The organism is Arthrobacter cheniae, assembly GCF_003602275.1.
In the GTDB taxonomy this organism is placed as follows: Bacteria; Actinomycetota; Actinomycetes; order Actinomycetales; family Micrococcaceae; genus Arthrobacter_D; species Arthrobacter_D cheniae.
On the sequence record NZ_QZVT01000003.1, the window covers coordinates 302158 to 324361 of the forward strand.

At 69.3% G+C, this 22204-nt stretch carries 15 protein-coding genes; 4 read left to right on the forward strand and 11 right to left on the reverse strand.

Translation table 11 applies throughout. The features are described from left to right. Window positions 1-41: 41 nt before the first annotated feature. The 7 genes from D6T63_RS06940 to D6T63_RS06970 all read right to left on the reverse strand — a co-directional run bounded on the left by D6T63_RS06940 (window position 42) and on the right by D6T63_RS06970 (window position 10031). Complete coding sequence (locus D6T63_RS06940; RefSeq protein ID WP_120148275.1) at window positions 42-1115, reverse strand: right-handed parallel beta-helix repeat-containing protein; 1074 nt, start codon at window positions 1113-1115, stop codon at window positions 42-44. Beyond that, window positions 1112-2956: a right-handed parallel beta-helix repeat-containing protein gene (locus tag D6T63_RS06945; protein ID WP_120148276.1), complete on the reverse strand. Its 1845-nt coding sequence runs from the start codon at window positions 2954-2956 to the stop codon at window positions 1112-1114. The genes D6T63_RS06940 and D6T63_RS06945 overlap by 4 nt, the downstream gene beginning before the upstream one ends. Then, window positions 2953-4323: a glycosyltransferase gene (locus D6T63_RS06950; RefSeq protein ID WP_120148277.1), complete on the reverse strand. Its 1371-nt coding sequence runs from the start codon at window positions 4321-4323 to the stop codon at window positions 2953-2955. The genes D6T63_RS06945 and D6T63_RS06950 overlap by 4 nt, the downstream gene beginning before the upstream one ends. 522 nt (window positions 4324-4845) lie before the next feature. After that, entirely contained in the window at window positions 4846-6666 is a 1821-nt protein-coding gene (locus tag D6T63_RS06955; protein WP_120148278.1) for an ABC-F family ATP-binding cassette domain-containing protein, read from the reverse strand. 36 nt (window positions 6667-6702) lie between these two features. Further along, entirely contained in the window at window positions 6703-7674 is a 972-nt protein-coding gene (locus D6T63_RS06960) for a 4-(cytidine 5'-diphospho)-2-C-methyl-D-erythritol kinase (protein ID WP_120148279.1), read from the reverse strand. Window positions 7675-7697: 23 nt separating this feature from the next. Next, a complete protein-coding gene (rsmA, locus tag D6T63_RS06965) occupies window positions 7698-8627 on the reverse strand; it encodes a 16S rRNA (adenine(1518)-N(6)/adenine(1519)-N(6))-dimethyltransferase RsmA (protein WP_235830594.1) in 930 nt (309 codons plus the stop codon). Between the two features lie 420 nt (window positions 8628-9047). Next, complete coding sequence (locus D6T63_RS06970) at window positions 9048-10031, reverse strand: TatD family hydrolase (RefSeq protein WP_120148280.1); 984 nt, start codon at window positions 10029-10031, stop codon at window positions 9048-9050. Between the two features lie 184 nt (window positions 10032-10215). On the opposite strand from D6T63_RS06970, the gene D6T63_RS06975 reads away from it, so the two are divergent. The 3 genes from D6T63_RS06975 to D6T63_RS06985 are packed head-to-tail and all read left to right on the forward strand — an operon-like array spanning window position 10216 to window position 15290. Further along, the gene (locus tag D6T63_RS06975; protein WP_120148281.1) at window positions 10216-11241 is read left to right on the forward strand and encodes an AAA family ATPase; all 1026 of its coding nucleotides are present in this window, start codon (window positions 10216-10218) and stop codon (window positions 11239-11241) included. Window positions 11242-11283: 42 nt separating this feature from the next. Then, window positions 11284-12813: a DUF58 domain-containing protein gene (locus tag D6T63_RS06980; RefSeq protein WP_120148282.1), complete on the forward strand. Its 1530-nt coding sequence runs from the start codon at window positions 11284-11286 to the stop codon at window positions 12811-12813. After that, window positions 12810-15290, forward strand: a complete 2481-nt coding sequence (locus D6T63_RS06985; protein WP_120148283.1) for a transglutaminase TgpA family protein — start codon at window positions 12810-12812, stop codon at window positions 15288-15290. Before D6T63_RS06980 ends, D6T63_RS06985 begins: the two co-directional genes overlap by 4 nt. Window positions 15291-15391: 101 nt before the next feature. Here the strand turns inward: D6T63_RS06985 and D6T63_RS06990 are convergent, their stop codons facing one another. Together D6T63_RS06990 and rsmI are read right to left on the reverse strand one after the other, a co-directional pair. Beyond that, window positions 15392-16873: an NAD-dependent succinate-semialdehyde dehydrogenase gene (locus D6T63_RS06990; protein WP_120148284.1), complete on the reverse strand. Its 1482-nt coding sequence runs from the start codon at window positions 16871-16873 to the stop codon at window positions 15392-15394. A gap of 135 nt (window positions 16874-17008) precedes the next feature. After that, the gene (rsmI, locus tag D6T63_RS06995; protein ID WP_268878014.1) at window positions 17009-17878 is read right to left on the reverse strand and encodes a 16S rRNA (cytidine(1402)-2'-O)-methyltransferase; all 870 of its coding nucleotides are present in this window, start codon (window positions 17876-17878) and stop codon (window positions 17009-17011) included. A gap of 162 nt (window positions 17879-18040) precedes the next feature. On the opposite strand from rsmI, the gene D6T63_RS07000 reads away from it, so the two are divergent. After that, entirely contained in the window at window positions 18041-19672 is a 1632-nt protein-coding gene (locus tag D6T63_RS07000; RefSeq protein ID WP_120148286.1) for a dolichyl-phosphate-mannose--protein mannosyltransferase, read from the forward strand. Between the two features lie 33 nt (window positions 19673-19705). Here D6T63_RS07000 and D6T63_RS07005 read toward each other — a convergent pair whose 3' ends face one another. Next, a complete protein-coding gene (locus D6T63_RS07005; RefSeq protein WP_235830595.1) occupies window positions 19706-21073 on the reverse strand; it encodes a TIGR01906 family membrane protein in 1368 nt (455 codons plus the stop codon). A 111-nt stretch (window positions 21074-21184) separates the two neighbouring features. Beyond that, complete coding sequence (locus D6T63_RS07010; RefSeq protein WP_120148287.1) at window positions 21185-22177, reverse strand: stage II sporulation protein M; 993 nt, start codon at window positions 22175-22177, stop codon at window positions 21185-21187. Window positions 22178-22204: the final 27 nt, after the last annotated feature.

A 22204-nucleotide genomic window follows, 5' to 3' on the forward strand; every position in this document is an offset into this window, starting at 1 on the left:
TGTTGAAAGGTGGTCTGGTGAGGGGTAGTGGGAGAAAGTGGTCAGCCGGAGGTACAGGGTTCGTTCGACAGGCCTTCTCCGGCAGCGGAGGCCGTGTTGCTGCATTCGACGACGTTGTCGCGCACGGGCTTCAGTGAGTACCCGAGACCTGGTCCGTTGACCTGGGCGACGTTGTCACGGAAGACGTTCTCGGTGCCCCAGCCGTCCACGATCTCGTGCGTCTGGAATCCGTCCTGCGGGGAATCGGCCCCGGCATTGTCTGCAATGACCCAGCCCCTGCCTTTCACGTCGACCCAGGAGTCGGCCTCGACGATGCCCGACCCGTCGAAGCTGTTGTCGCGCAGGATTCCGTCCGAGGTGCCCTCCTTGATGTCGACATTCTCGGAGGTGGTTCCCGAGATGGTGTTGCCGGCAATCTCGTTACGGTCACTTCGGTCGGGCTCGCAGTTGCTGATGTCGCACCAGTTGCTCTCGGCCGTGCCGATGTAGATGCCCTCACCGAACTTGGGCTTCCGCAGGCCCGTGTTGCTGATCGTGTTGCCGATGACCCGGTTGTCGGTACTGAACTTCCGGAGGTGTATCGCCTCGTCGCCGGTGGTGGTGACCGTCAGCCCCTGGATCAGCAGGTTGGTGCCCTGGTCCACCATGACGCCCTTCTGGCCGTTGCGGACCGTGAAGCCCTGGAGTACCCAGTACGCGGAGTCCTCGAGGTGCAGCACATAGCCGTCGTCGGTCGTACCGCCGTCGAGGATGCTCTCCGCGTCGCCGCAGACCGTGATGGGCTGCTCCGCAGTTCCAGATGCGGACGCTGCGAAATTACCCGTATATACGCCCGGTCCGAGGCCGATGACGTCTCCCGGCCGGGCGGCGTCCAGGGCGTTCGACAGATCGGCCGAATTCCCCACCTGCACGGTCGACGCAGGGCATTCGACCGGAGATGCCACAGGTCCGGGTTCAGGGCTTGCGTCCTGCGTGGAAGATTGCCCGGGGTCCGGCTGGTCACCGGCCGTGTCCTGGTTGTCGGCCCTGTTCAGGCCCACCACGACGACGACGGCTGCAACGACCAGGGCCAGCGCTGCGAGGAGCAGGGCCAGGATCCCTCCGCGGCGGGTCACTGGGCCCGCCGGATGTCATCGATGCGCACAATGCCGCGGCTGAGGGTCGTCAAGGGGACACGCTCCTTGTAGGGATCGCGGATGGTCCGCACGCGGAGGTGCCGCTTGCGGGTGAAAGCCGTCGCCACGAGTAGCGCCCCGAGCAACAGCCAGATGAAGGTCAGGGGCTGGAAGACGGAATTCATGACGCTATGGACGGTGGGAGCGGGATGCCAGCTCAGCAGGTCGTTCTCCTCCACCACGGCTCCGGTGGAGGTCTCGTCCCAGATCGCCACGGTTCCATAACCGCCCACGTCGTTGCCGGCGACCCTGGTATCGGGCACGTTGCCGAGGAGGGAGACGCCGTGCCCGGAGAGCGAGCTCATGGTGTTGCCGGTGATGGACGCAGTAGCGTCCCGGACGTACACGCCGGTGTCGCCGCCGGAGATCGTGTTCCTGCGGATATCGGCCTGCGCCCCGGCCTCCCGCACCGCGATGCCCTGCTTGTGCTGGTCCCGGATCTCGTTGTCGATGATGCTCACGCCCTCTGCACCGTAGTTGACGACGACTCCGACCTCGTTGCCCTGGATGGTGTTGCCCGTGAGGCGCAGCTTGTTGCCGCCGCTGAGCTCGACCCCGTAACGCCCGTTGTCGGCGACGGTGCTTCCCAGGATGCGGTTCCCGCCATAGGTGACGACCGCCGTGCCGACGGCGTTGGGGCCGTCCGCGAGGGGCTGGCCGTCGAGAGAGATTCCGTTCCTGCCGTTGCCGCTCGCCGTCACGTCCTGCAGCTCGACCCGCGTGCTGGACCGGCCGACGGTGATGCCGTCGACCGCATTGTCCATCGACGTGGTCCCGGTGATGGTCGCGTCGGTCACGGAACGGTGCAGCACCAGTCCGTCGACCAGGCTCCCGCTGATGGCGGAGTCACGGATGGCGATGTCCCGGGCGTTGGTGATGAACAGGCCGAACGCGTTGTCCTTGACCGTGAGGTTGTCGATGCCGGCGGTGACCACGCTGTAGTCGAGGTCCGTCTGGTCGGCCAGGGACTTGAGGTCCGCCTCCGGCAGCAGCCGCGCCCCCGCCGGAGCTGCTGGTTCGGCCGCCGTCGCGCCCGATTCCAGGAAGGTACCGGCGGTGTCGGTACCGGTCAGTGCGAGGCCACCGGTGTTGCCGCTCCAGAACCCGAGTGATGACACCGTGGCGTGGGAGAACGATGCGTGACCGCCGATCACCCGGACGTACGCTCGCCCGTCCGAGGTGTCGGTATCCGCGCCGGAACCGTCCCAGCTGGTGATCTCGACGTCGGACTCCTCGGTGCCCGCAACCGTCAGCGAGCCGCCCAGGGCGACGATCGACACGAAGGCATCCTCGTTGCTCTGCAGGCGGACGGTGATGCCCTCTCCGCCGGTGAACGCGAGCGTTGCTCCGGGAAGGACCACGATGCTCTCGGTCAGCATGAACGTCGACGACGCGAGTTGCTTGAAGGTGTCCGGGGCGAGCAGGAGCAGGTCCGCGGCGGTGTACGGTTCCGTGCGGGCAGGCAGCACGAGGGTGTTCGTCACCCCGGTGTGGAGGCGGTAGGGACCCTCGAGCCCGTCGACGCGCCAGCGGGCCGCGGAGGCGATGGTGCGCACGTACACCAGCCGCTCCTCCTCGCTCTGGACGACTCGGGCTTCACTGCGGGGGTCCCCGGTGTACAACTCGCCCTGCACGTTGCCGTTCGCGGCGATCTCGTTGCGTCCGAGGGCGTCGACCTCGGACTTCTTCCAGAGGTTGCCGGCCGCGAGGAAGCCGGCTGCGACAAGCGCGATGAAGGCGACCGCGAGCGCGCCCAGGAGGATGGGTTTCCGGCTGGTCATGCGACGGCCTCCCGGGTGTCCTGTGCGGGAGTAGCTGCCTCGGTCTTGGTCTCCAGGCTCACGGCATCCTGGCCGTCACCACCGATCTGGTCGGCGTGCCGGGTCAGCCAGCCCTGCTTGTTCATGGTGAAGAAGGCATAGAGCTTGATCGGCAGTGCCACGAGGATCACGGCGAAGGCGAGGACGGGCAGGATCAGGATGTCCTGCGGGTGGCGGCGGAGATGCGAGATACCGCGGATCCCGCGGCCGAGCAGCAGCCAGCAGAGCGCGGCGCTGACACCGAGCACCGTGAGGTCGAGGCGGTTGAAGATGAGATAGAACATGGTCAGCCCCATGGTCAGCGGCGTCAGCAGGATCTGCAGGACGGTGACCTTGGTGATGAACGGGGTCCGCCACAGCCACCCGGTGCCGATGGCGGTGAGGTAGCAGCGGTAGGAGTTGCGGCTCCAGCGGATGCGCTGCTTCACGAAGGCCCGGAAGCTGGCGGGGAACATCGAGAGGGCACGTGCCGTCGACTGGTGGACGGTCTTGTACCCGGAAGCCAGGACGAGCCAGGTGAGGCGCCCGTCGTCGCCCGAGATGCACCGCTTGCCCAGGAAGTACTCGTTCTCCAGGTGCTCGAGGACGGGCAGGACGGCGGATCGACGGTAGACAGCCGTCCGGCCCGAGATGCACGGGACGGCCCCCGCGGCACCCATGGCCGGGACGTAGTCCAGGTACCTGAGGTTCACGAGCCAGTCGGCAACCCGCCGCCAGACGCTGGTTTCCCGCTTGTAGACGGTCTGATGGGTTCCCACGGCCCCCACGAGCGGGTCGATGAACGGCATCTGCACGTTCTGCAGGAGATCGGGCTGCCACCAGGTATCCGAGTCCGTGAGCACCAGGATCTCGTGCTGCGCAAGGCGGATGCCGGCACCGAGGGCGGATCGCTTGCCCACGTGGTGGAACAGGATCGGCTTGATCACGGGATCCTGGAGTGCCTCGATCCGTGCGTAGGCGTCGAGGTCCTCGACGTCGAGGACGATGATGATCTCGTCCGGGTGCTGGGCGCGCCACGACTCGAGGGCGCTCATCAGGATGTCCGGATCCTCGTGGAAGGACGGCACCACCACGGAGGTCGTCGTCCGATAGTTGGTCACGATCGGTTGCGCCCGGTGGGACAGGATGAAGCGGTAGAGCCACAGTCCCCAGACGATCGCGCCGGCAACGGCGATCGGGAAGTAGGGCGAGACCTCGACCCAGAAGGCGCTGACGTCCGTCCAGTCGAAACCGGAGGTCCAGGCGGACCACCGGGCACCCAGTGCCGCGACGACGAAGTCGACGGCGGGGGTCGGTGTGGATGGTGCTGCAGGCGCAAAGGGGTGCATCGGATTCCTCGGGCAGGACGGAATGGCGGGAGGTGCACGACGGTGGGCGTCAGACCGCTCCCCTGCCTGCAGCAGCTCAGCTGCTTCCAGGCGGGGCGCATGGTCCGGAAAGATCATCAGGGACCTTATGGTCTGAGGCTATGGGAAGGATCCGATCCCGAGCACTACCTGAAAAACCGGCGCTCCTACGTGGTTCCATCCGCATACCTACACGTGCTCCGGCTCTCCCCCATGCCCCGACCGCATCTCCATCCGCGAGGTCCCGGAAGGCCTGGTCGGAAGGCTGCTCCAAGCCCGTCCTACCCCTCTGACCTGCGCATTCATCGTCCGCGCGGAAAGGCAGGACCACCCGGTGCCCGCCCATCGCAGCCGTTTCCACATACTGGTTCCGGGGTCCTGCCGCGTGCCGCGATGGCCACCTGCCCGGTCGAATCCCCCGACTCGGGTGCACCAAGTGTTAACACAACGCCTACTCGCAGGAAACCTTGCGGACAGGCGGACGAAACCGCCCGGCTTCTGGGCCTACTCCCCCAGGACCTCCGCGGCCTCCATCCACTGCACCTCGAGGTCCTCGATCTCCACCTGCAGCTCCTGCAAGCGTGTGTTCAGTCCTGCGATCTGCTCGAAATCCGCGTCGGACCTGGCGCCGGCGTCGTTCATCTGCTGCTGGAGCTTGCCCTTCTGGGCATCGACCTTCGTGATCTGGCGCTCGATCCGCGCAAGGTCCTTGCGAGCCTGTCGCAACTCCGCCTTGGAGGAGCTACCCGCGGAGCCACCGCTGATCGCGGGAGAAGCGGCGCTTCCGGTCGCCGTCATGGGCCCGGCGGCCTTGCGGAGCTCGAGGTACTGGTCGACACCGCCCGGCAGGTCGCGCAGGCGTCCGTCCCCGAGCAGGGCCATCTGTGAGTCGGTGACGCGCTCGAGCAGGTAGCGGTCGTGGGAGACCACCACGAGGGTTCCGGGCCAGCCGTCGAGGACGTCCTCGATGGCCGAGAGCGTGTCGGTGTCGAGATCGTTCGTCGGCTCATCGAGCATCAGGACGTTCGGTTCCCCGACGAGGAGCCGCAGCAGCTGCAGCCGGCGCCGCTCACCACCGGAGAGTTCACTGACCCTGGTCCACTGCTTCTCGTTCGTGAAGCCGAGCTGCTCCACGAGTTGGCTGGCCGAGACCTCCTTGCCGCCGACGGCGAAGACACGCTTCTCCGACTCGATGACCTCGATGACCCTGCTGTTGCTGACGTCGTCGAGTTCGCGTACCTCCTGCGACAGCACCGCCGTCTGCACCGTCTTGCCCTTCTTGACCTTGCCCGTCGTCGGCTGGAGTTCGCCGTTGAGCAGCCGCAGCAGGGTGGTCTTCCCTGAGCCGTTGACCCCGACGAGCCCGAGTCGCTGGCCCGGCGCAAGGCGAAGGGTGATCTTGTCGAACAGCTGGCGGTCCTGGCCCTCGCCGTCGGTGATGGCCAGGCTGATGTCCTCGAGATCGAGCACATCCTTGCCGAGCCGGGACATGGCCATCTTGCTCAGGGCCAGCGAGTCACGCGGCTCGGGGACGTCGGCGATCAGCTCGTTCGCGGCCTCGATGCGGAACTTGGGCTTGGCGGTCCGCGCCGGCGCCCCGCGACGCAGCCAGGCCAGTTCCTTCTTCACGAGCTGCACGCGCTTGGACTCGATCACGGAGTTCATGCGGTCGCGCTCGGCCCGCGCGAGGACATAGGCCGCGTACCCGCCGTCGAAGTCGTCGACGACGGCGTCGTGCACCTCCCACGTGTGGTTGCAGATCTCGTCGAGGAACCACCGATCGTGGGTCACGACGAGCAGGCCACCCTCGGTGGGACGCCAGCGCTGCTGCAGGTGGCGCGCCAGCCAGGCGACGCCCTCGACGTCGAGGTGGTTGGTGGGCTCGTCGAGCATGATGACGTCGTCGTCGCCGATGAGGAGCTTGGCGAGGGCCACGCGGCGTTTCTGGCCGCCCGAGAGCGACGACACCCGGGCGTGCCAGTCGACCTCGGACACGAGGCCGCCCATGACATCGCGGATCTTCGGGTTGGACGCCCACTCGTGGTCCGCCTGGTCCCCGACGATCGCGGTCCCGACCTCGAGGTCGCCGTCGAGCACGTCCGACTGGTCGAGGTAGCCGACCGAGACATCGCGCCGCTTCGTGACGCGGCCGGAATCGGGGGTGCTGCGCTGGGCGAGGAGGCGCATGAGGGTGGATTTACCGTCACCGTTGCGCCCCACCATGCCGATGCGGTCGCCGTCCTCGAGTCCCAGGGACACGTTGTCGAGGATGGAGCGGGTGACATAGGCGACGCTGACGCTTTCCGCGCCGAGGAGGTGTGCCAAGGAGATACTGCTTTCGTTTGAAACGGTGGTGCGCGGTCAGCCCGCGAAGTCTGTGGCGATGCGTGCCCCGTGCGCCGGACCATGGACGGACGCTGCCTGGAGCCCCTCGGTGTCGAGGAGCGCCTCCAGTTCGGCCGCATGGCCGGAGCTTCGGGCGAGGAAGGCGATGGTGGGCCCCGAACCGGACACGATGCCGGCCAGTGCCCCGAAGGCCTTCCCGGTATCAAGGATATCGCCCAGCGCGGGTGCGAGTTCGAGCGAGGCCTGCTGGAGGTCGTTGTGCAGCAGCGGCGCCAGCCCCAGCGCGTCCCCCGCGCGCATGGCCCCGAGGATCGCCGGGTCGATCTCCGGCTGGGCGTCCGGCTCCACGCCGTCCCGCAACCGGATGGCGTCGAGCGTCCGGTAGACCTCCGGCGTGGACAAGCCGTAGGCGGAGGTCACGAGCACCCAGTGCAGGGGTGTCTTGGAGATGGCCGGGGTGAGCTGGTCCCCCACCCCGAGCCCGACGGCGGTCCCGCCGACGAGCGCGAACGGGACGTCCGCGCCGAGGTCGATGGCGATCTTCGCCAGCTCGTCCCGGGAGAAGCCGCTGCCCCACAGGGCATCGCACGCGAGCAGGGCTGCGGCCGCGTCGGCCGAGCCACCGCCCATCCCACCGGAGATCGGCACGCGCTTGGTGATGTCGAGGTGCACGCCGGTGCGGCCCGGGCTGACCTCGGCGAGGAGTTCCGCGGCGCGCACGGCGAGATTGGTCCGGTCCAGCGGGATGGTGTCGGCGGGGAGGTTGAGCATGCCCTTGCCGTTGACCGTCACGCTGATCCCGTCACCCGGGGTCTCCGTGGCCGTGACCTCCTCATAGAGGGACACGGCAAGGAAGACGCTGGCGATCCCGTGGTAGCCGTCCTCGCGCGGCGGGCCCACCTGCAGCGAGACGTTGATCTTGCCGGGCGCCCTGACGCGCACGGACCGTGCTCCGGAGCGCATGACGACCGTTCTGCCCGAGACCATACCCACCAACCTAGCCCACCGCGTCAGGCCGCGCCGGGTGCGTCCGGTGCCGTGGGGGACGCAGGTGCGGACGCGTTGGAGGGCGTCTCCACGCGCGCTTCGGCGATACGCGCGAACGCAGTGATGTCGAGCACCTCACCGCGCGCGGTCGGGTCCACGCCGGCGGCGCGCAGGGCCTGCTCCGCGAGGACGGGCGAGCCCGCCCAGCCCGCCAGCGCGGCACGGAGCGTCTTCCTGCGCTGCGCGAACGCGGCGTCGATGACGGCGAAGACCTGCTCGCGCGTGGCCGTGGTGACGGGAGGATCCCGGCGCGTGAACCGGACCAGGCCCGAGGCGATCTTCGGTGCCGGCCAGAAGACGTTCATCCCGATCACGCCGGCCTTGGCCATGTTCGAGTACCAGGCGGCCTTGACCGACGGCACGCCGTACACCTTGGAACCGGGAGGAGCCGCAAGGCGGTCCGCCACCTCGTCCTGCACCATCACCAGGCCGTGGCGGAGCGACGGGAAGCGTGCAAGGAGGTTGAGCACCACGGGCACGGCGACGTTGTACGGGAGGTTGGCCACGAGCGCCGTCGGCTCGTGGGGCAGCGAGGTGACGCGCAGCGCGTCCTCGAGGACGACGTCGAGCGCCGCTGCGCGCTCCGGCCGCCACTGGGCGATGGTGCCGGGCAGCTTGCCGGCCAGGACCGGATCGATCTCGACGGCGATGACGCGCTCGGCGGCGTCGAGCAGTCCGAGGGTCAGGGAACCGAGCCCCGGCCCTACTTCGAGGACCGTCTCGTCGGGGGCCAGGTTGGCCGACGCGACGATCCGGCGGATGGTGTTGCCGTCGATCACGAAGTTCTGCCCGAGCGACTTGGTCGGACGGATATCCACCTCGGCTGCCAGGCGTCGTACGTCTGCGGCACCGAAGAGGGGTGCGGGCTGGCCGGCGGCCTGGTGCGTGGTCACCGTGTCATCGTATCGGCACCATCGAGCGGTTCCCGGCGCGAGGGGCAGCATCTCGTGGTCTTGCCACATACAGGGAGCCGGCAGCGCCGCTGGGGGGGCGCCCTGGTCTTGAGAGGGCGCTCGACGCTGCCGACCCCTGATATGCCTTCTGGGAAGGCAGACAGCCCACTCCCCGCCTCCGGTCTCAGAGAAGCGGATGGGCCGTCCCGGAAGTGAACCCCCTACGCGAACCTCGAGCCGAGGCAACGAGCGGTCCTTCCTCTGAAGACATTACGGATCCGGGACCTGACCTACCCGAGTGGATCGCACCCGATCCCTGAGGCAAGGTACGTGAACCGGTACGGGGCACTACTTGCTCCATACGGTGCCGGCCACGCCTCACCGCCGGGAAGGCTGCAGCCGGCGCACGCTTCAGCCGCCTCAGGCGTTGTTCCAGCTGCCGTAGACGGCCTCGGTATTGCTCGTCAGGCGGGCGCACAGGGTATCGACGTCCGTCCCCAGGATGCCGGCCATGGCCCGGACCGTGTTCGGCAGGACATAGCTGGCGTTGGGCCGGCCGCGGTGGGGGTGCGGGGTGAGGAACGGCGCATCGGTCTCGGTCAGGACGAGCCCGGGATCGGCGGCGAGCAGTGCCTCACGGAGGTTCGTGGCGTTCTTGAAGGTGACCGTCCCGGCGAAGGACATGAACCAGCCGTGCTCGTTGCAGATGCGGGCGAGGGCTGCGTCACCCGAGAAGCAGTGCAGCACCACGCGCTCGGGAGGTCCGTCGGCGAGCAGGGTGTCCACGACGTCGTCGTGCGCCTCGCGGTCGTGGATCTGCAGCGCCTTCCCCAGTCGCTTGGCGATGTCGATGTGGCTGCGGAAGGACGCCAACTGGCCTCCCCGTCCGGCCTCGCCGGTCCGGAAGTAGTCCAGGCCGGTCTCTCCGAGGGCGCGGATGCGCGGCCCGGCGGCGAGCTGCTCGATCTCCGACAGGGCGTCGTCGAGCGTGCCGGCGTCGGCGAGCAGGGGTGCATCGTTCGGGTGCAGGGCGACCGCACCGAGGAGGCGGGCGTCCTGCTCGACGACGGCGGCCGTGAAGCGTGAGGATGCCAGGTCGGTGCCGACCTGCACCGCTCCCCTGACGCCGGCCGCCTCCGCCGCGTCGAGGGCCTCATGGATCGAGACTTCGACCGGACCGTCCCGGAAGTCGAAGTGGGTGTGGTTGTCGATCACGGTCACCGCGAGCGGTTCCGGCAGCGGCGGATACCCGCCCTTCCTGCGTCGTCGTGCCACCGTCGCGTCGTCATCCCCTGCCGTCGTCGGCGGCTGTTCTCCCGTCTCCGTGTCCTCCGGCTCCCGATAGGCGGGCGGAGTCTCGCCCGGCGTATAGGGGTGGCGGGGGGCGGCAGCGCTGGTACACATGCCGCAAGCCTAGCCAGCGCACGGAACTTATCTCCCGGAGAGCAAGTTGACCTAGTAACCTGTTGAATCATTCAGCCCGGTCTTTCCTGCCCAGCGCCGGACCGGTCGCGGCCGTTCACTGTGTCGATGATCCCGGCCGCCCGGCCGATGCTCGCCGCCCCAGCCGCTTGCATGGAAGGTGCCCATGAACGTCCAGCACAACATCGCCGAGATCGCAGCCGATCCGCGCCTGGTGGCACCGGCGGACCCGGATCTTCCCGGAGCGCCGTTCCACGACATCAGCACCCGCATCCTCGATTCGATCGAGACGGTCATCGACGGCAAGCCCGAGGCCGCACGCCTCGCACTCACCGTCCTGCTGGCGCAGGGACACCTGCTGCTGGAGGACGTGCCCGGTGTCGGCAAGACCATGCTCGCGAAGACCCTCGCCCGGACGATCGACTGCACCGTCAACCGCATCCAGTTCACCCCCGATCTGCTGCCGTCCGACGTCACGGGCGTCTCGATCTTCAACCAGGACTCCCGGCGCTTCGAGTTCAGGCGGGGCCCGGTGTTCGCGAACATCGTCATCGGCGACGAGATCAACCGCGCCTCCGCCAAGACGCAGTCCTCCCTGCTCGAATGCATGGAGGAACACCAGGTGACGGTGGACGGGCACACCCACGTGCTCGGTCAGCCGTTCATGGTGGTCGCCACACAGAACCCGATCGAGATGGAGGGCACCTATCCCCTTCCCGAGGCCCAGCGGGACCGCTTCATGGCCCGCATCTCCATGGGCTACCCGGACGCCCGTGCCGAGGCGGACATGCTCGAGACCCACCAGTCCGTGTCACCGCTCGAGGCGATCCGTCCTGTGGCGAGCGTCGCCGACATCGCCGGCATGATGCGGCAGGTGCGCAGCGTGTACGTCTCGCCCGCCGTCAAGGACTACACCGTCGCGATCGGCCGGGCCACGCGTGAGCACCCGCGGCTGAGGCTCGGCGCGAGCCCCCGCTCGCTGCTGCAGCTCCTCCGGGCCGCGAAGGCCGGGGCCGCCCTCGAGGGCCGCGACTTCGTGTTGCCCGACGACATCGCGGCCATCGCTGACGCCGTCCTCGCCCATCGCCTCCTGCTGGACCGCAAGGCGACCAGCGCCGGGGACACGGCGTCGACGATCGTCGCGGACGTCCTCGCCCGCGTGCCGGTGGCCCGCGATTCGCAGCGTCGCTGACCTGCCCCGGCATGTTCCCCTCCTAGCTCCGGCGGATACCTGATGGCCCTTCTCGACAAACTCCCCTCGCGGATCCTGACCGTGCGCGGCTGGGCGTTCGTCCTCACCGCCGTCGTCGCCCTGCTGGCTGCCCAGGTCCTCGGGCGGCGCGACCTCCTCTACGTGGGCGTGCTGCTGCTCGCCCTGCCGTTGGCCTCGATCATCGTCCTTCGGATCGTCAAGCCCCGCTTCACGGTGAGCCGCCGCTTCCAGCCGCAGTCCATGGAGATCGGCTCTACGACGACGGTCACCCTCTCGCTCACGGCCGCCGTGGCGGGAGGGGCGACCATCTCCATGGAGGAGCAGCTCCCCGCCCGATTCGGCCAGGCACCGCAGTTCACCTACCCGTCACGCAACCCGACCCGCGAAGGCGTCTCCGTCTATGAGTACCGGCTCCGCTCGGTCTCGCGGGGGGTCTACGACATCGGTCCCGTGACGGCCGAGTTCACCGACCCCTTCGGCCTGGGGAAGTCGCGGCACGTCCTCGGCGCGACCGACGCCCTCGTCGTCACGCCCGCTCCCGTCGAGCTGCTGGCGTCGGGTTTGTCCGGCTCGCGCGGTAATGACGGTCTCGCGGCCACACGTCGCCAGGCCAACCCCAGCGACGACGACGTCATGACGCGCGAGTACCGGCACGGCGACTCGATGCGGCGGGTCCACTGGGCCGCGACTGCCCGTCACAGCGAACTGATGGTGCGGCAGGAGGAGTCGGTGACGACACCCCAGGCGACGCTGCTCATGGACCAGCGGCACCACAGTTTCAGCACGGGTTTCAGCGCGGCCTTCGGCGTCGACGGCACGGGAGGGAATGGCCTGTCCACGTCGCCGACCTTCGAATGGGCGGTCACCGCCGTGATGTCGATCAGCGCGCACCTCCTCGAGCGCAACTACGCCCTGCGGTTGCTCGACCACGTGGGCGCGCCGGCGCTGCTGCGCTCCCCCTCAGCCCCCTTCCCCGAGGACGAGGAGCACCAGGGCTCGGGGGCGGTCGCAGGTATCGCGGAGGGGCTCGCGGCCCTCGAGCTCGCACCCGAGACCGGGAGGCGCACCCAGGGGGAGGACCACGCGGGCAGCACGGTGGTGCGGGCGGGAGAGGCCGCGCGCACCGCGGCCCGGCGCATCCGACGCTCGACGGCGGACGCGGCCCTGCACGCACCGCACGCCGCCTTCGGTGACGACCTGCTGGACAAGCTTGCCGCGACACGGCACAGGGGTTCGCTCATCGCCGTACTCGGCGTGATCACCATCGAGGAGGCCAGGGCCCTCGCCTCGGCCTCGGACTACGGCTCGGCGTCCTACGCCATCCTCACGTCCGAACGGCCCGCCGACTCCCAGCGACAGCTCGATATCCTCCGTGATGCCGGCTGGCACGCCACGGCTGCCTCACCCTCGGCCTCCTTGCCCATCGTCTGGGCAGGACTCGAACACGCGGTCGGCCGGGCTTCCGCCCCGAACGCCGCCCCCGCAGCGGCCGTCCGCCCGTCGGACCAGAACCGAGCATCCCGCGCCACCACCTACAGGGGACCAGCATGACCTCGACTCTCTCCCGACCGGCGCCGGCCCCCGCGTCCGCCCCCCAGGCCCCACGGCGAGCGCCCTCCGCCGATCCCTGGCACTGGGCCGTCACGGGCGCGTCCCTCCTCGCGGTCCTCGCTGCTGCCTCGAGCCTGAACGGGGTCGTGGAACCCTGGACGTGGCTGATGCCGGTCCTCCGCACCCTCGTTCCCGTCCTCCTGGCGGCGGCGCTCACGCGGGCCCTCGGCCTGGGCAGCATGATCACGGCACTGGCCGGCGTCCTGGCCCTCGTCGGGGCGCTGACGGCGCAGTTCTTCCCGCGGCAGGCCCTCATCGGCGTCATCCCGGGGCCGGGGACCTCCCTCGAACTCCAGCGCCTCCTGGCACAGGCCGAGGAGACCGTCGTCTCGCAGGTGGCACCTGTCCTGCCGGGCGCCGGAATCTTCCTACTCGTCTGCGCCGCGCTGGGACTCATCGCGATCGTCGTCGACCTCCTCGCCACGACCATGCGCATGCCCGCGCCCTGCGGACTGGCGCTCATCCTGGTGATGGTCTCCCCCGCCATCGTCAAGCCCACCGGTGTCGGCATGTTCGCCTTCATCGTCACGGTCCTGGCATTCCTGTTCCTCCTCGCCACCGCCCAGTGGCGTGAGAACCGGCTCGCTTCGGGAGGCGCGCGTGCGTCGTCGGGCTTCGCGGGCCGCAGCGCGATCATCGGCGCGGCGGCACTCGCCGTGACCGTGATCCTGCCGATGTTCGTCCCCGGCTTCAATTCGGGGGCCTTCCCGCAGGGCGCCCGGCTCAACGTGTGGGGCAACGCCACCGGACTGAACCCGGCCGTGACGCTCGGGAACGACCTCCGGAACCCGACCGGCTTCGGGCGCATCCTCTACTCCACCAACTCGGACAACCCGGTGTACCTTCGCGCCGTCACCCTCGAGGACTTCAGCGGCCGGCGCTGGGAGCCGGATGAGAGGAACGGCGACCGCGAGTCCGACGTCGCCGAGATCGGCGCGGAGGACGGCGTGCCGGGCGCCCCCGCCGACAGCAGCCCCGTCTTCACGCGCGTCTCCACGCAGAGCTACGCGAGCCCCTGGCTCCTCACCCCCTACGCGCCCGTGGGCATCAGCAACCTGACCGGCAACTGGGCCTGGGATCCGGCGAACCTGTCCATCCTCGCCACCGACGGAGGGTCGACGGCGAGGCAGCAGTACCTCGTGCAGAGCCGTTCGTCAGCACTCACCAGGGAGGGGCTCGGCAACATCGGGCCATCCGACACCGAAGCCGTCCCGGACGTCTTCGCCGCGCTGCCGGATGACACCCCGGAGATCGTGCGCACCCGGACCGAGGAGATCACCGGCGAGTTCGTGAACCCCTATGACAAGGCCATGGCGATCCAGAGCTACCTTCGCGGGCCCGAGTTCGAGTACTCGGTGGAAGCCCCGGTGGAAGGTGGCTACGACGGCAGCGGGATGGACGTCATGGCACGTTTCCTCGAGTCGAAGTCCGGCTACTGCGTCCACTACGCCGGCACCATGGCCGTCATGGCCCGTGCCGCCGGCATCCCCAGCAGGGTGGCCATCGGCTACACACCCGGCAGTCCCACGGGGGACACCGAGGAGGGTCCGGACGGGGTCGAGCTGAGCGAATTCGTCGTCGACTCCCGCAACGCGCACGCCTGGCCCGAGCTCTATTTCGAGGGCGTCGGCTGGGTCCAGTTCGAACCGACTCCGTCACGTGGCGTCGTTCCCACGTACGCCCAGCAGGCCTTCTCGCCGGTGGGTCCCCGAGCGGACGACGGCAACGCGCTGAACCCCAGCGGACTCCCCGGCGCAACGGGTCGAACGGATCCCGCGACGGACCCGACGAACGCCGCCACCGGGTCCCAGGGCGCCGGCTCCGAGGGCGAGGCGACCCCCGCAACGGGTCTGCTCGCCATCGGGGGCGTTGCACTCCTGGCCCTCCTGCCGCTCCTGCTGCGGACGGTGCGGACGCGGTCCCGCCGCAAGTCGGTGGCCATCACGGATGTCTCGGCGGGTTCCGCCGGAGCGGCGACCGCCGCCTGGGCGGAGACGACGGAGATCGCCGGAGATTACGGCTACCCCCTCGAGCCGACCGACACTCCCCGCACCTTCGCCGGCCGGCTCGCCCACGAGGCCGATCTGGCGGGCGAACCCGCCTCGTCGCTGGCGAGGCTCAGGAACGCCTACGAGCGCGAAGAATACGCCGAGCGTGGAGCGGCGATCGGATCCCCAGGAGCGGTGACTCCCCCGGTTCCGTTCCACGGGTCCGGCCGTCCGGGCCCATCGGGCACCCCCGCTGTCGGGACCCCCGCTGTCGGGACCCTGGCACGGGCCGTCTCCCCGCCGCGGTGGGACGACGTCGACACCGTCACGCGCGCGCTGCGACGCGGCAGCTCCTGGTCCACGAGGATCAGGGCCCGCCTGTTCCCGCAGTCGCTCCTCAACCGTTTCAGGAGCGACCCGCGCGACTGACCCTCGTAGGGACGGCGCCTCGTAGGGACGGCGCCTCGCGCGGGCGGACCCTCGTGCGGGCGGACCCTCGCGCGGGCGGACCCTCGCGCGGACGGAGCCCGCTAGGACGCGTAGGGGTCCGCGATACCCACGTACTGCGTGTACAGGTATTCCTCGATGCCCTCGGCGCCGCCCTCACGGCCCAGGCCTGACTGCTTCACCCCGCCGAAGGGAGCGGCGGCGTTCGACACGACTCCGGCATTGAGGCCCATCATGCCGGTGTCGAGCCGCTCGCCGAGGCGGAGACCGCGGTTGAGGTCCCGCGTGAAGACGTAGGCGACAAGACCGTATTCGGTGTCGTTGGCCAGTTCCACCGCCTCGTCCTCCGTGCTGAAGGTGATGATGGGCGCCACCGGGCCGAAGATCTCCTCCTGCATGATCCGCGCTGACCGCGGGACGTTCGTCAGCACCGTGGCCTCGTAGAAGTAGCCGTCACCGGTGACGGGGGCGCCGCCGGTGACGGTCGTCGCACCATCGCCCACGGCTGCGGTGACGAGCTCGTGCACCTTGTCGCGGCTCTTCCGGTCGATGAGCGGGCCGAGCTTGGACTCGTCCTCCGTGCCACGGGCCGTGGTCATGCCCTGCATCCGCTCGGCGAGCGCCGACGCGAAGCGGTCCGCCACGGACTCGTGCACGATGAAGCGGTTGGCTGCGGTGCAGGCCTCGCCCATGTTGCGGAGCTTCGCCAGCATGGCGCCCTGCACCGCGGCGTCGAGGTCCGCGTCCTCGAAGACGAGGAACGGCGCGTTCCCGCCGAGCTCCATGGACGTCCGCAGCACGTTCTTCGAGGCAGCCGCAAGAAGGGTGCGACCGACAGGGGTCGAGCCCGTGAAGGAGAGCTTGCGCAGCCGGGGATCGTCGATGAGGGGGCCGGTGACGTCGCCTGCGGTGGTCGTGTTGACGATGTTCAGCACCCCTGCAGGCAGCCCCGCTTCCTGCAGCACGGTCGCGAACAGGGAGGACGTGAGCGGTGTGAGGTTGGCGGGCTTGAGCACCATGGTGCAGCCGGCGGCGATGGCCGGGGCCACCTTCCGGGTGGCCATTGCCAGGGGGAAGTTCCAGGGCGTGATGAGCAGGCACGGTCCAACCGGCTTCTTGCTCACGAGCAGCCGTGACTTGCCATCCGGCGCCATCGAGTAGCGGCCCGTCGCGCGGACGGCCTCCTCCGAGAACCAGCGGAGGAACTCGGCACCGTAGGTGACCTCGCCCCGCGCCTCGGCCAGCGGCTTGCCCATCTCGAGCGTCATCAGGAGGGCGAACTCGTCAGCCCGGGCGGTTACCAGATCGAAGGCCCGGCGCAGGATCTCCCCGCGCTCACGGGGAGCTGTGCGAGCCCAGCTTGCCTGTGCGGCAACCGCGGCATCGAGTGCGGCCATGCCGTCCTCGGGCGAGCCGTCCGCGAGGGTCAGCAGGGTGCGGCCGGTGGCCGGGTCCTCGACGTCGAAGGTGGCCCCGGAGGAGGAAGCTCGCCACTCCCCGCCGATCAGGAGCCCCGTGGGCACCTTGTCGAGTACTGCCTTTTCCTGGTCGGCGGTGACGGCCATGCTGAGCTCCTTCGCGAGAATTCTGGGGCGCGCCCCGAAGGGCATTCCCGCTCACGCTAAGCCCGGCGGCGAAGGAGTGTCCAGTGAACCCTGCACGGGGTTGCACCACTTCCTTTGGGCGACTGCACAGGAAGGTCAGCGCGCAGCGATCACCGCTGCATACAGCTCCCGCTTGCTCACCCGGCTGTCCGAGGCCACGGCGGCCACGGCGTCCTTGAGCCTCATCCCGCCGGAGATCAGGGCATTGACGTCGGCGACATGGTCCTCGGGCCGGGAGGGCGGCGCCTCGGGTGCACCGGCGACGACGACGGCGATCTCCCCCCGTACCTCGCCGGCCTGGGCCCACTGCAGCAGTTCCAGGAGCGAGCCCCGGACCACCTGCTCGTGCACCTTGGTCAGCTCACGGGCGACGGCGGCCTGACGATCCGATCCGAAGGCCTGCTGCAGCGATCGCAGCATCGGCTCGAGGCGATGGGGTGCCTCGAAGAAGATCATCGTGCGGCGCTCGGCGGCGAGGTCGGCCAGCCGGCCTGCCCGCACGCCGGGCTTGCGCGGCAGGAAGCCCTCGAAGCAGAACCTGTCCGTGGGAAGTCCGGAGAGGGCGAGGGCGGCGAGCACTGCCGACGCCCCGGGTACGGCCGTGAGGTCCAGGCCCTCGGCCACGGCCGCCTCGACCAGGCGGTAGCCGGGATCGGAGACGGAGGGCATGCCGGCGTCGGTCACCATCAGGAGGGTGGCGCCGTCGCGGACGAGGTCGAGCAGTTCCGCCGTGCGCTCGCCCTCGTTGTGCTCGTGGTAGCTGATGACCCTGCCCGTCACGGTCACCCCGAGCGACTGCACCAGCCGGTGGAGACGGCGGGTGTCCTCGGCAGCGACGACGTCGGCGGTCTGCAGCAGGCCGACCAGCCGCTCGGTGGCGTCGCCCATGTTGCCGATCGGCGTCGCGGCGAGCACGATGCGACCCCGGCCACTGCCATCGCCGGCGGTGCCGCGGTAGGCGGTGATGGGCGCACGGGTCTCCTCCTGCTCCGGGGACTGCGGATCCTCGGAGGGGCCTTCGCCGGGCTGGTCGGGGGAAGCATCGTCATATGGCTGATTCACCGCACCAGCCTAGCCGCCCCAACCCGCCTGCCGGGGCTGCACGGGCACCGCCGGTAGCATGACGGGGTGAGCCATACCGCCGTCCGACCCCGAGGGGAATCTCCGCGTCAGGGCGCAGCATGGATCATCCCTCCGGCACTCGCCTACACGCGTGACGCCCTGGCCCTTCGCCTCCTCGGCCCTGCAGCTCCAGGCGGTGCACTCCGCTGGTTCCTCCCCCTCGCCATGGCGTTGCTCGGCGGCATCCTGCGCTTCGTACGCCTGGACGAGCCCGGATCGCTGGTGTTCGACGAGACGTACTACGTCAAGGACGCCTACTCGATGCTGCAGTCCGGGTACGAGCGCGCGTGGCCGGAGAACGCGAACGATTCCTTCAATGCCGGTGACCCCGACGTACTGCTCGACTCCCCCAACTACGTGGTGCACCCTCCCGTCGGCAAGTGGATGATCGCCTTCGGGATGCTGCTGTTCGGCTCGGACAACGCCTTCGGCTGGCGCTTCTCCGCGGCCCTCATCGGAACCGTCTCGGTCCTCCTGCTCGCGTTCGTCGCACAGCGGATGTTCGGCTCGGCACTTCTGGGCGCCGCAGCGGGGCTCCTCCTCGCCGTCGACGGCCACCACATCGTCGAGTCGCGCACCTCGCTGCTGGACATCTTCCTCAGCTTCTGGCTCCTCGCCGCTTTCTCGGCACTGCTGCTGGATCGCGACGACGGCCGACGGCGGCTCGGCCGGCGCCTCTCCGCGCCGGCAGGACGGGACGGTGGGAGCGTACCCTCCCGCGCCCAGCTGGCGTACGGACCGTTCCTCGGCCTCCGGCCCTGGCGTCTGGCCGCCGGAGTCTGCCTGGGGCTCGCCCTCGGCACCAAGTGGTCCGCCATCCCGTTCATCGCCGCCTTCGGTCTCCTGACGGTCGCGTGGGACATGAGCGCCCGGCGGATCGCAGGCGTCCATCACTGGTTCCTAGCCGGCGCCGTCAAGGACGGCCTGCTCGCCTTCGTCTCCCTCGTCCCCCTGGCGCTCCTGACCTACCTCGCAACCTGGACCGGCTGGTTCCGCTCGACGGATGCTTATGATCGCACCTGGGCGGCGAGGAACCCCTCGGACCAGTGGGGCTGGGTGCCGGCAGGGCTACGGTCCCTGGCGGAGTACCACCGCAGCGCCTACACCTTCCACCAGGGCCTCGGCTCGGACCACCCCTACGAGGCGAGCGCCTGGTCCTGGCTCGTGGTGGGACGTCCGACGTCGTTCTTCTACGAGACGCCGGCCGGTTGTGGCACCGACGCCTGCTCCCAGGCGGTCACGGTGCTCGGGAATCCGCTCATCTGGTGGAGCGCGTCGCTGTCCCTCGTCGTGCTGCTGTTCCTCTGGCTGGGTCGCCGGGACTGGCGTGCCGCGGCCATCCTGACCGGTGTCGCCGCGGGGTACCTGCCATGGTTCCTGTACCCGGAGCGCACCACCTTCTACTTCTACGCCGTGGCCTTCGAGCCCTTCCTCGTGCTGTCGCTGGTCTATTGCCTGGGCCTCGTCCTGGGCGGACCGGGCGCCGACAGGGCCCGGCGCCGGCGGGGCCTCGTGCTGGTGGGAGTCTTCCTGGCCGCCGCCGTGGCACTGTCGGCGTTCTTCATGCCCATCTGGACAGCCGAGATCATCACCTACGGGCAGTGGCGCATGCGCATGTGGCTGCCGAGCTGGGTCTAGGGCCGGCGGAGGGCTGAGGACCGACTGAGTGCCCTACGAGGCTTCGAGTGCCTCGCGGTACCGGGCCTGCGCAGCGTCCTGCGCCAGCATCGAGCGTTCCCGACGCGCCCTGGTGGGCCACGTGGCGAGGATCGTGACGATGGTCGCCCCGAGGACCAGCAGCGCGATGATCACGGCCGAATCGGTCCAGAACTGCTCGGGGAACAGCCGGATGAGTGTGTCGTCGACCCGGAAGGTCCACGTGCCGTCCGCGAAGAACAGTGCGTGTACCTGCGTGAAGAACGTCTCCCACCCGATGACGGCGAGCACCGTCAGCACCACGATACCGACCAGCGTCAGGACTGCTCCCGAGAACAGCGCACGCCTGATGCCGCCCTTGTAGCGCCTCGCGAGGTAGGCACACGCGATCACGGCCAGCACGAACATAACGAGGGCGATGAAGAAGGACAGCCCGAGGACGCTTTTCACGTCCGCCATGTGCCCGACCTCCGACTCGAGGAACAGCGGCGCGCCCTCCGGCGTCACCAACCCGCCGAGGTACCGGGGCGGGGCGAAGTTCAGCACGTAGTCCAGGGCGTAGGACCCATAGGTCATGCGGTCGTCCAACGAGAAACCGTACTGGTCCGCCGGGAAGCCCGGCCGGTTGTACTCGAGCCACAGGAACGACGACGTCGCCACGGCACGGACTGCGGCCGCAACGACGATGACGGGGAAGAACAGGGCGACGACCACCTGCAGGAAGCGTGCAAGGGCGGGCTTCGCCGACACGGCCTGGTCGCGGACCGCGGCCCGGCGAGCCACGTCCTTGTCGGGCGGACGCACCGAGAGTGCTCCGGTGTCGGTGGTCGGCTCGTCATAAGTGTCAGCGGAAGCAGGATGCGCTCCCCCGCCGGCCCTGGAGTCGTCGTCGGCCCGTTCCGGCGAGGTTCCGCCGTCGTCGGCTGCAGGGGTCCTGGGCAGCGCCTGGGTCGAGGGGGCTGCATCCGCCGCTCGTCCGCCCGCCACGGCAGGGACGTCGCCATCGTCGGCACGGTCTTCGGACTCGTCGTCGTCCACGCGGGAGACGTCGGGCAGGGTCGAGGCCTTCCGCCTGGGAAGGTTGTGGCGCTGCGCGATGCCCGACGATGAGCCGGCCCGCTGCACTGCTCCACGGGAAGGGGCAGGGAGAGCGTCGGGCTCGTCGCCGACGGCGTCGGGCTCCTGGAATGGTGCGTGGGGTTTGTCGGCAGCAGAGTGCTCCTGGAGAGGTGCGTCGGGCTCGTCGACGGCGGCGCCAGAGTGCTCCGGGAGAGGTGCGTCGCTCCTGTCCGCCGAGGCGTCGGGCTCGTGGCCCTGACGCGCGTCGTCGGCCAGGCGCGGTCCGCCGGAATCCGTTGGACGGGTGCTGTCGATCTCTGCCACTGCGCTGTCTCCTCGTTCGGTGCCCGCCGGCGCTCGGTCCGGCGTCTTTCGACCATACCGGCCTCGCCCGCACCCGGCCGGAAGACTCCCCGCAGCCCTGCGCCGGCAGGATCAGGCGGTGATGATGGCGTCCCCCCGGTCAACGACGCCCAGGTCCCCCCGGTGCCCGGCTTCGGCTGCACGCCGTCCGAGGATCAGCGTGTACGCCCAGTACGCCGCGAAGACCAGGAAGCCGATCGCCAGCCGGAGCCACGCTGGAAGGCCACTCGGCGTCACGAAACCCTCCACGAGTCCCGAGACGAGCAGGACGAGCACCAGCCCCAGTGCCACCGTGATCAGTGCGCGCCCTTCCTCGGCGAGCGCCACGGAGCGGGGCCTGCGTCCGGGCGCCACCCACGCCCAGAAGATGCGGAGACCTGCGGCAGTGGCGATGAAGATCGCGGTCAGTTCCATGAAGCCGTGCGGCAGGATGTAGACGAAGAAGACGTCGAGCCGGTCGTAGGACGCCATCATGCCCGCGGCCATCCCGATACCCTGCGCATTCTGGTAGAGGATGAACGCTGGCCAGATGCCTGTGACGCCGAAGGCGACCGCCTGCAGCGCGATCCACGCGTTGTTGGTCCACACCAGCCCGGCGAACGATGCAGCGGGATTCTCCGAGTAGTAGTTGACGAAGTCCTCGTCCACGAAGCGTCGGAGTTGCTCGTCGGTTCCGAGTGCCGGGATGACGCCCGGGGTGTCGACCACCCAGGCGGCGTAGAGCCACGTCACGGCGATGAACAGCACCCCGACCACCGCGGTGAGCCGACGGATGCGGTAGAAGGCCGCCGGCAGGGACAGGACGAAGAACTGGGCCACATCCTCCGCGACGTTCGACCGCGCACCGGTGAAACGCGTCCGGGCACGGGACAGACGGGTGGACAAGGCACCCGAGAGGGCGCTCTCGGGATCGACCGATCGGATGATGGAAAGGTGCGTCGACACGCGCTGGTAGAGCACCAGCAGTTCATCGGACTCCGCTCCGTCGAGTCTCCGTCGGCGCACGAGGTCATCCAGCCGTTGCCAGTCGCTGCGGTGCACCGCGATGAAAGCGTCGACGTCCATGAGCCAACCCTATAGTCAGCTGCACCG

Bases quoted from the DNA above. Each gene is read 5' to 3' on its own strand.
- D6T63_RS06945 (WP_120148276.1), bottom strand. From the start codon at position 2,956: ATGACCAGCCGGAAACCCATCCTCCTGGGCGCGCTCGCGGTCGCCTTC.
- D6T63_RS06950 (WP_120148277.1), bottom strand. From the start codon at position 4,323: ATGCACCCCTTTGCGCCTGCAGCACCATCCACACCGACCCCCGCCGTC.
- D6T63_RS06960 (WP_120148279.1), bottom strand. From the start codon at position 7,674: ATGGTCTCGGGCAGAACGGTCGTCATGCGCTCCGGAGCACGGTCCGTG.
- D6T63_RS06970 (WP_120148280.1), bottom strand. From the start codon at position 10,031: ATGTGTACCAGCGCTGCCGCCCCCCGCCACCCCTATACGCCGGGCGAG.
- D6T63_RS06975 (WP_120148281.1), top strand. From the start codon at position 10,216: ATGAACGTCCAGCACAACATCGCCGAGATCGCAGCCGATCCGCGCCTG.
- D6T63_RS06980 (WP_120148282.1), top strand. From the start codon at position 11,284: ATGGCCCTTCTCGACAAACTCCCCTCGCGGATCCTGACCGTGCGCGGC.
- D6T63_RS06985 (WP_120148283.1), top strand. From the start codon at position 12,810: ATGACCTCGACTCTCTCCCGACCGGCGCCGGCCCCCGCGTCCGCCCCC.
- D6T63_RS06990 (WP_120148284.1), bottom strand. From the start codon at position 16,873: ATGGCCGTCACCGCCGACCAGGAAAAGGCAGTACTCGACAAGGTGCCC.
- D6T63_RS07010 (WP_120148287.1), bottom strand. From the start codon at position 22,177: ATGGACGTCGACGCTTTCATCGCGGTGCACCGCAGCGACTGGCAACGG.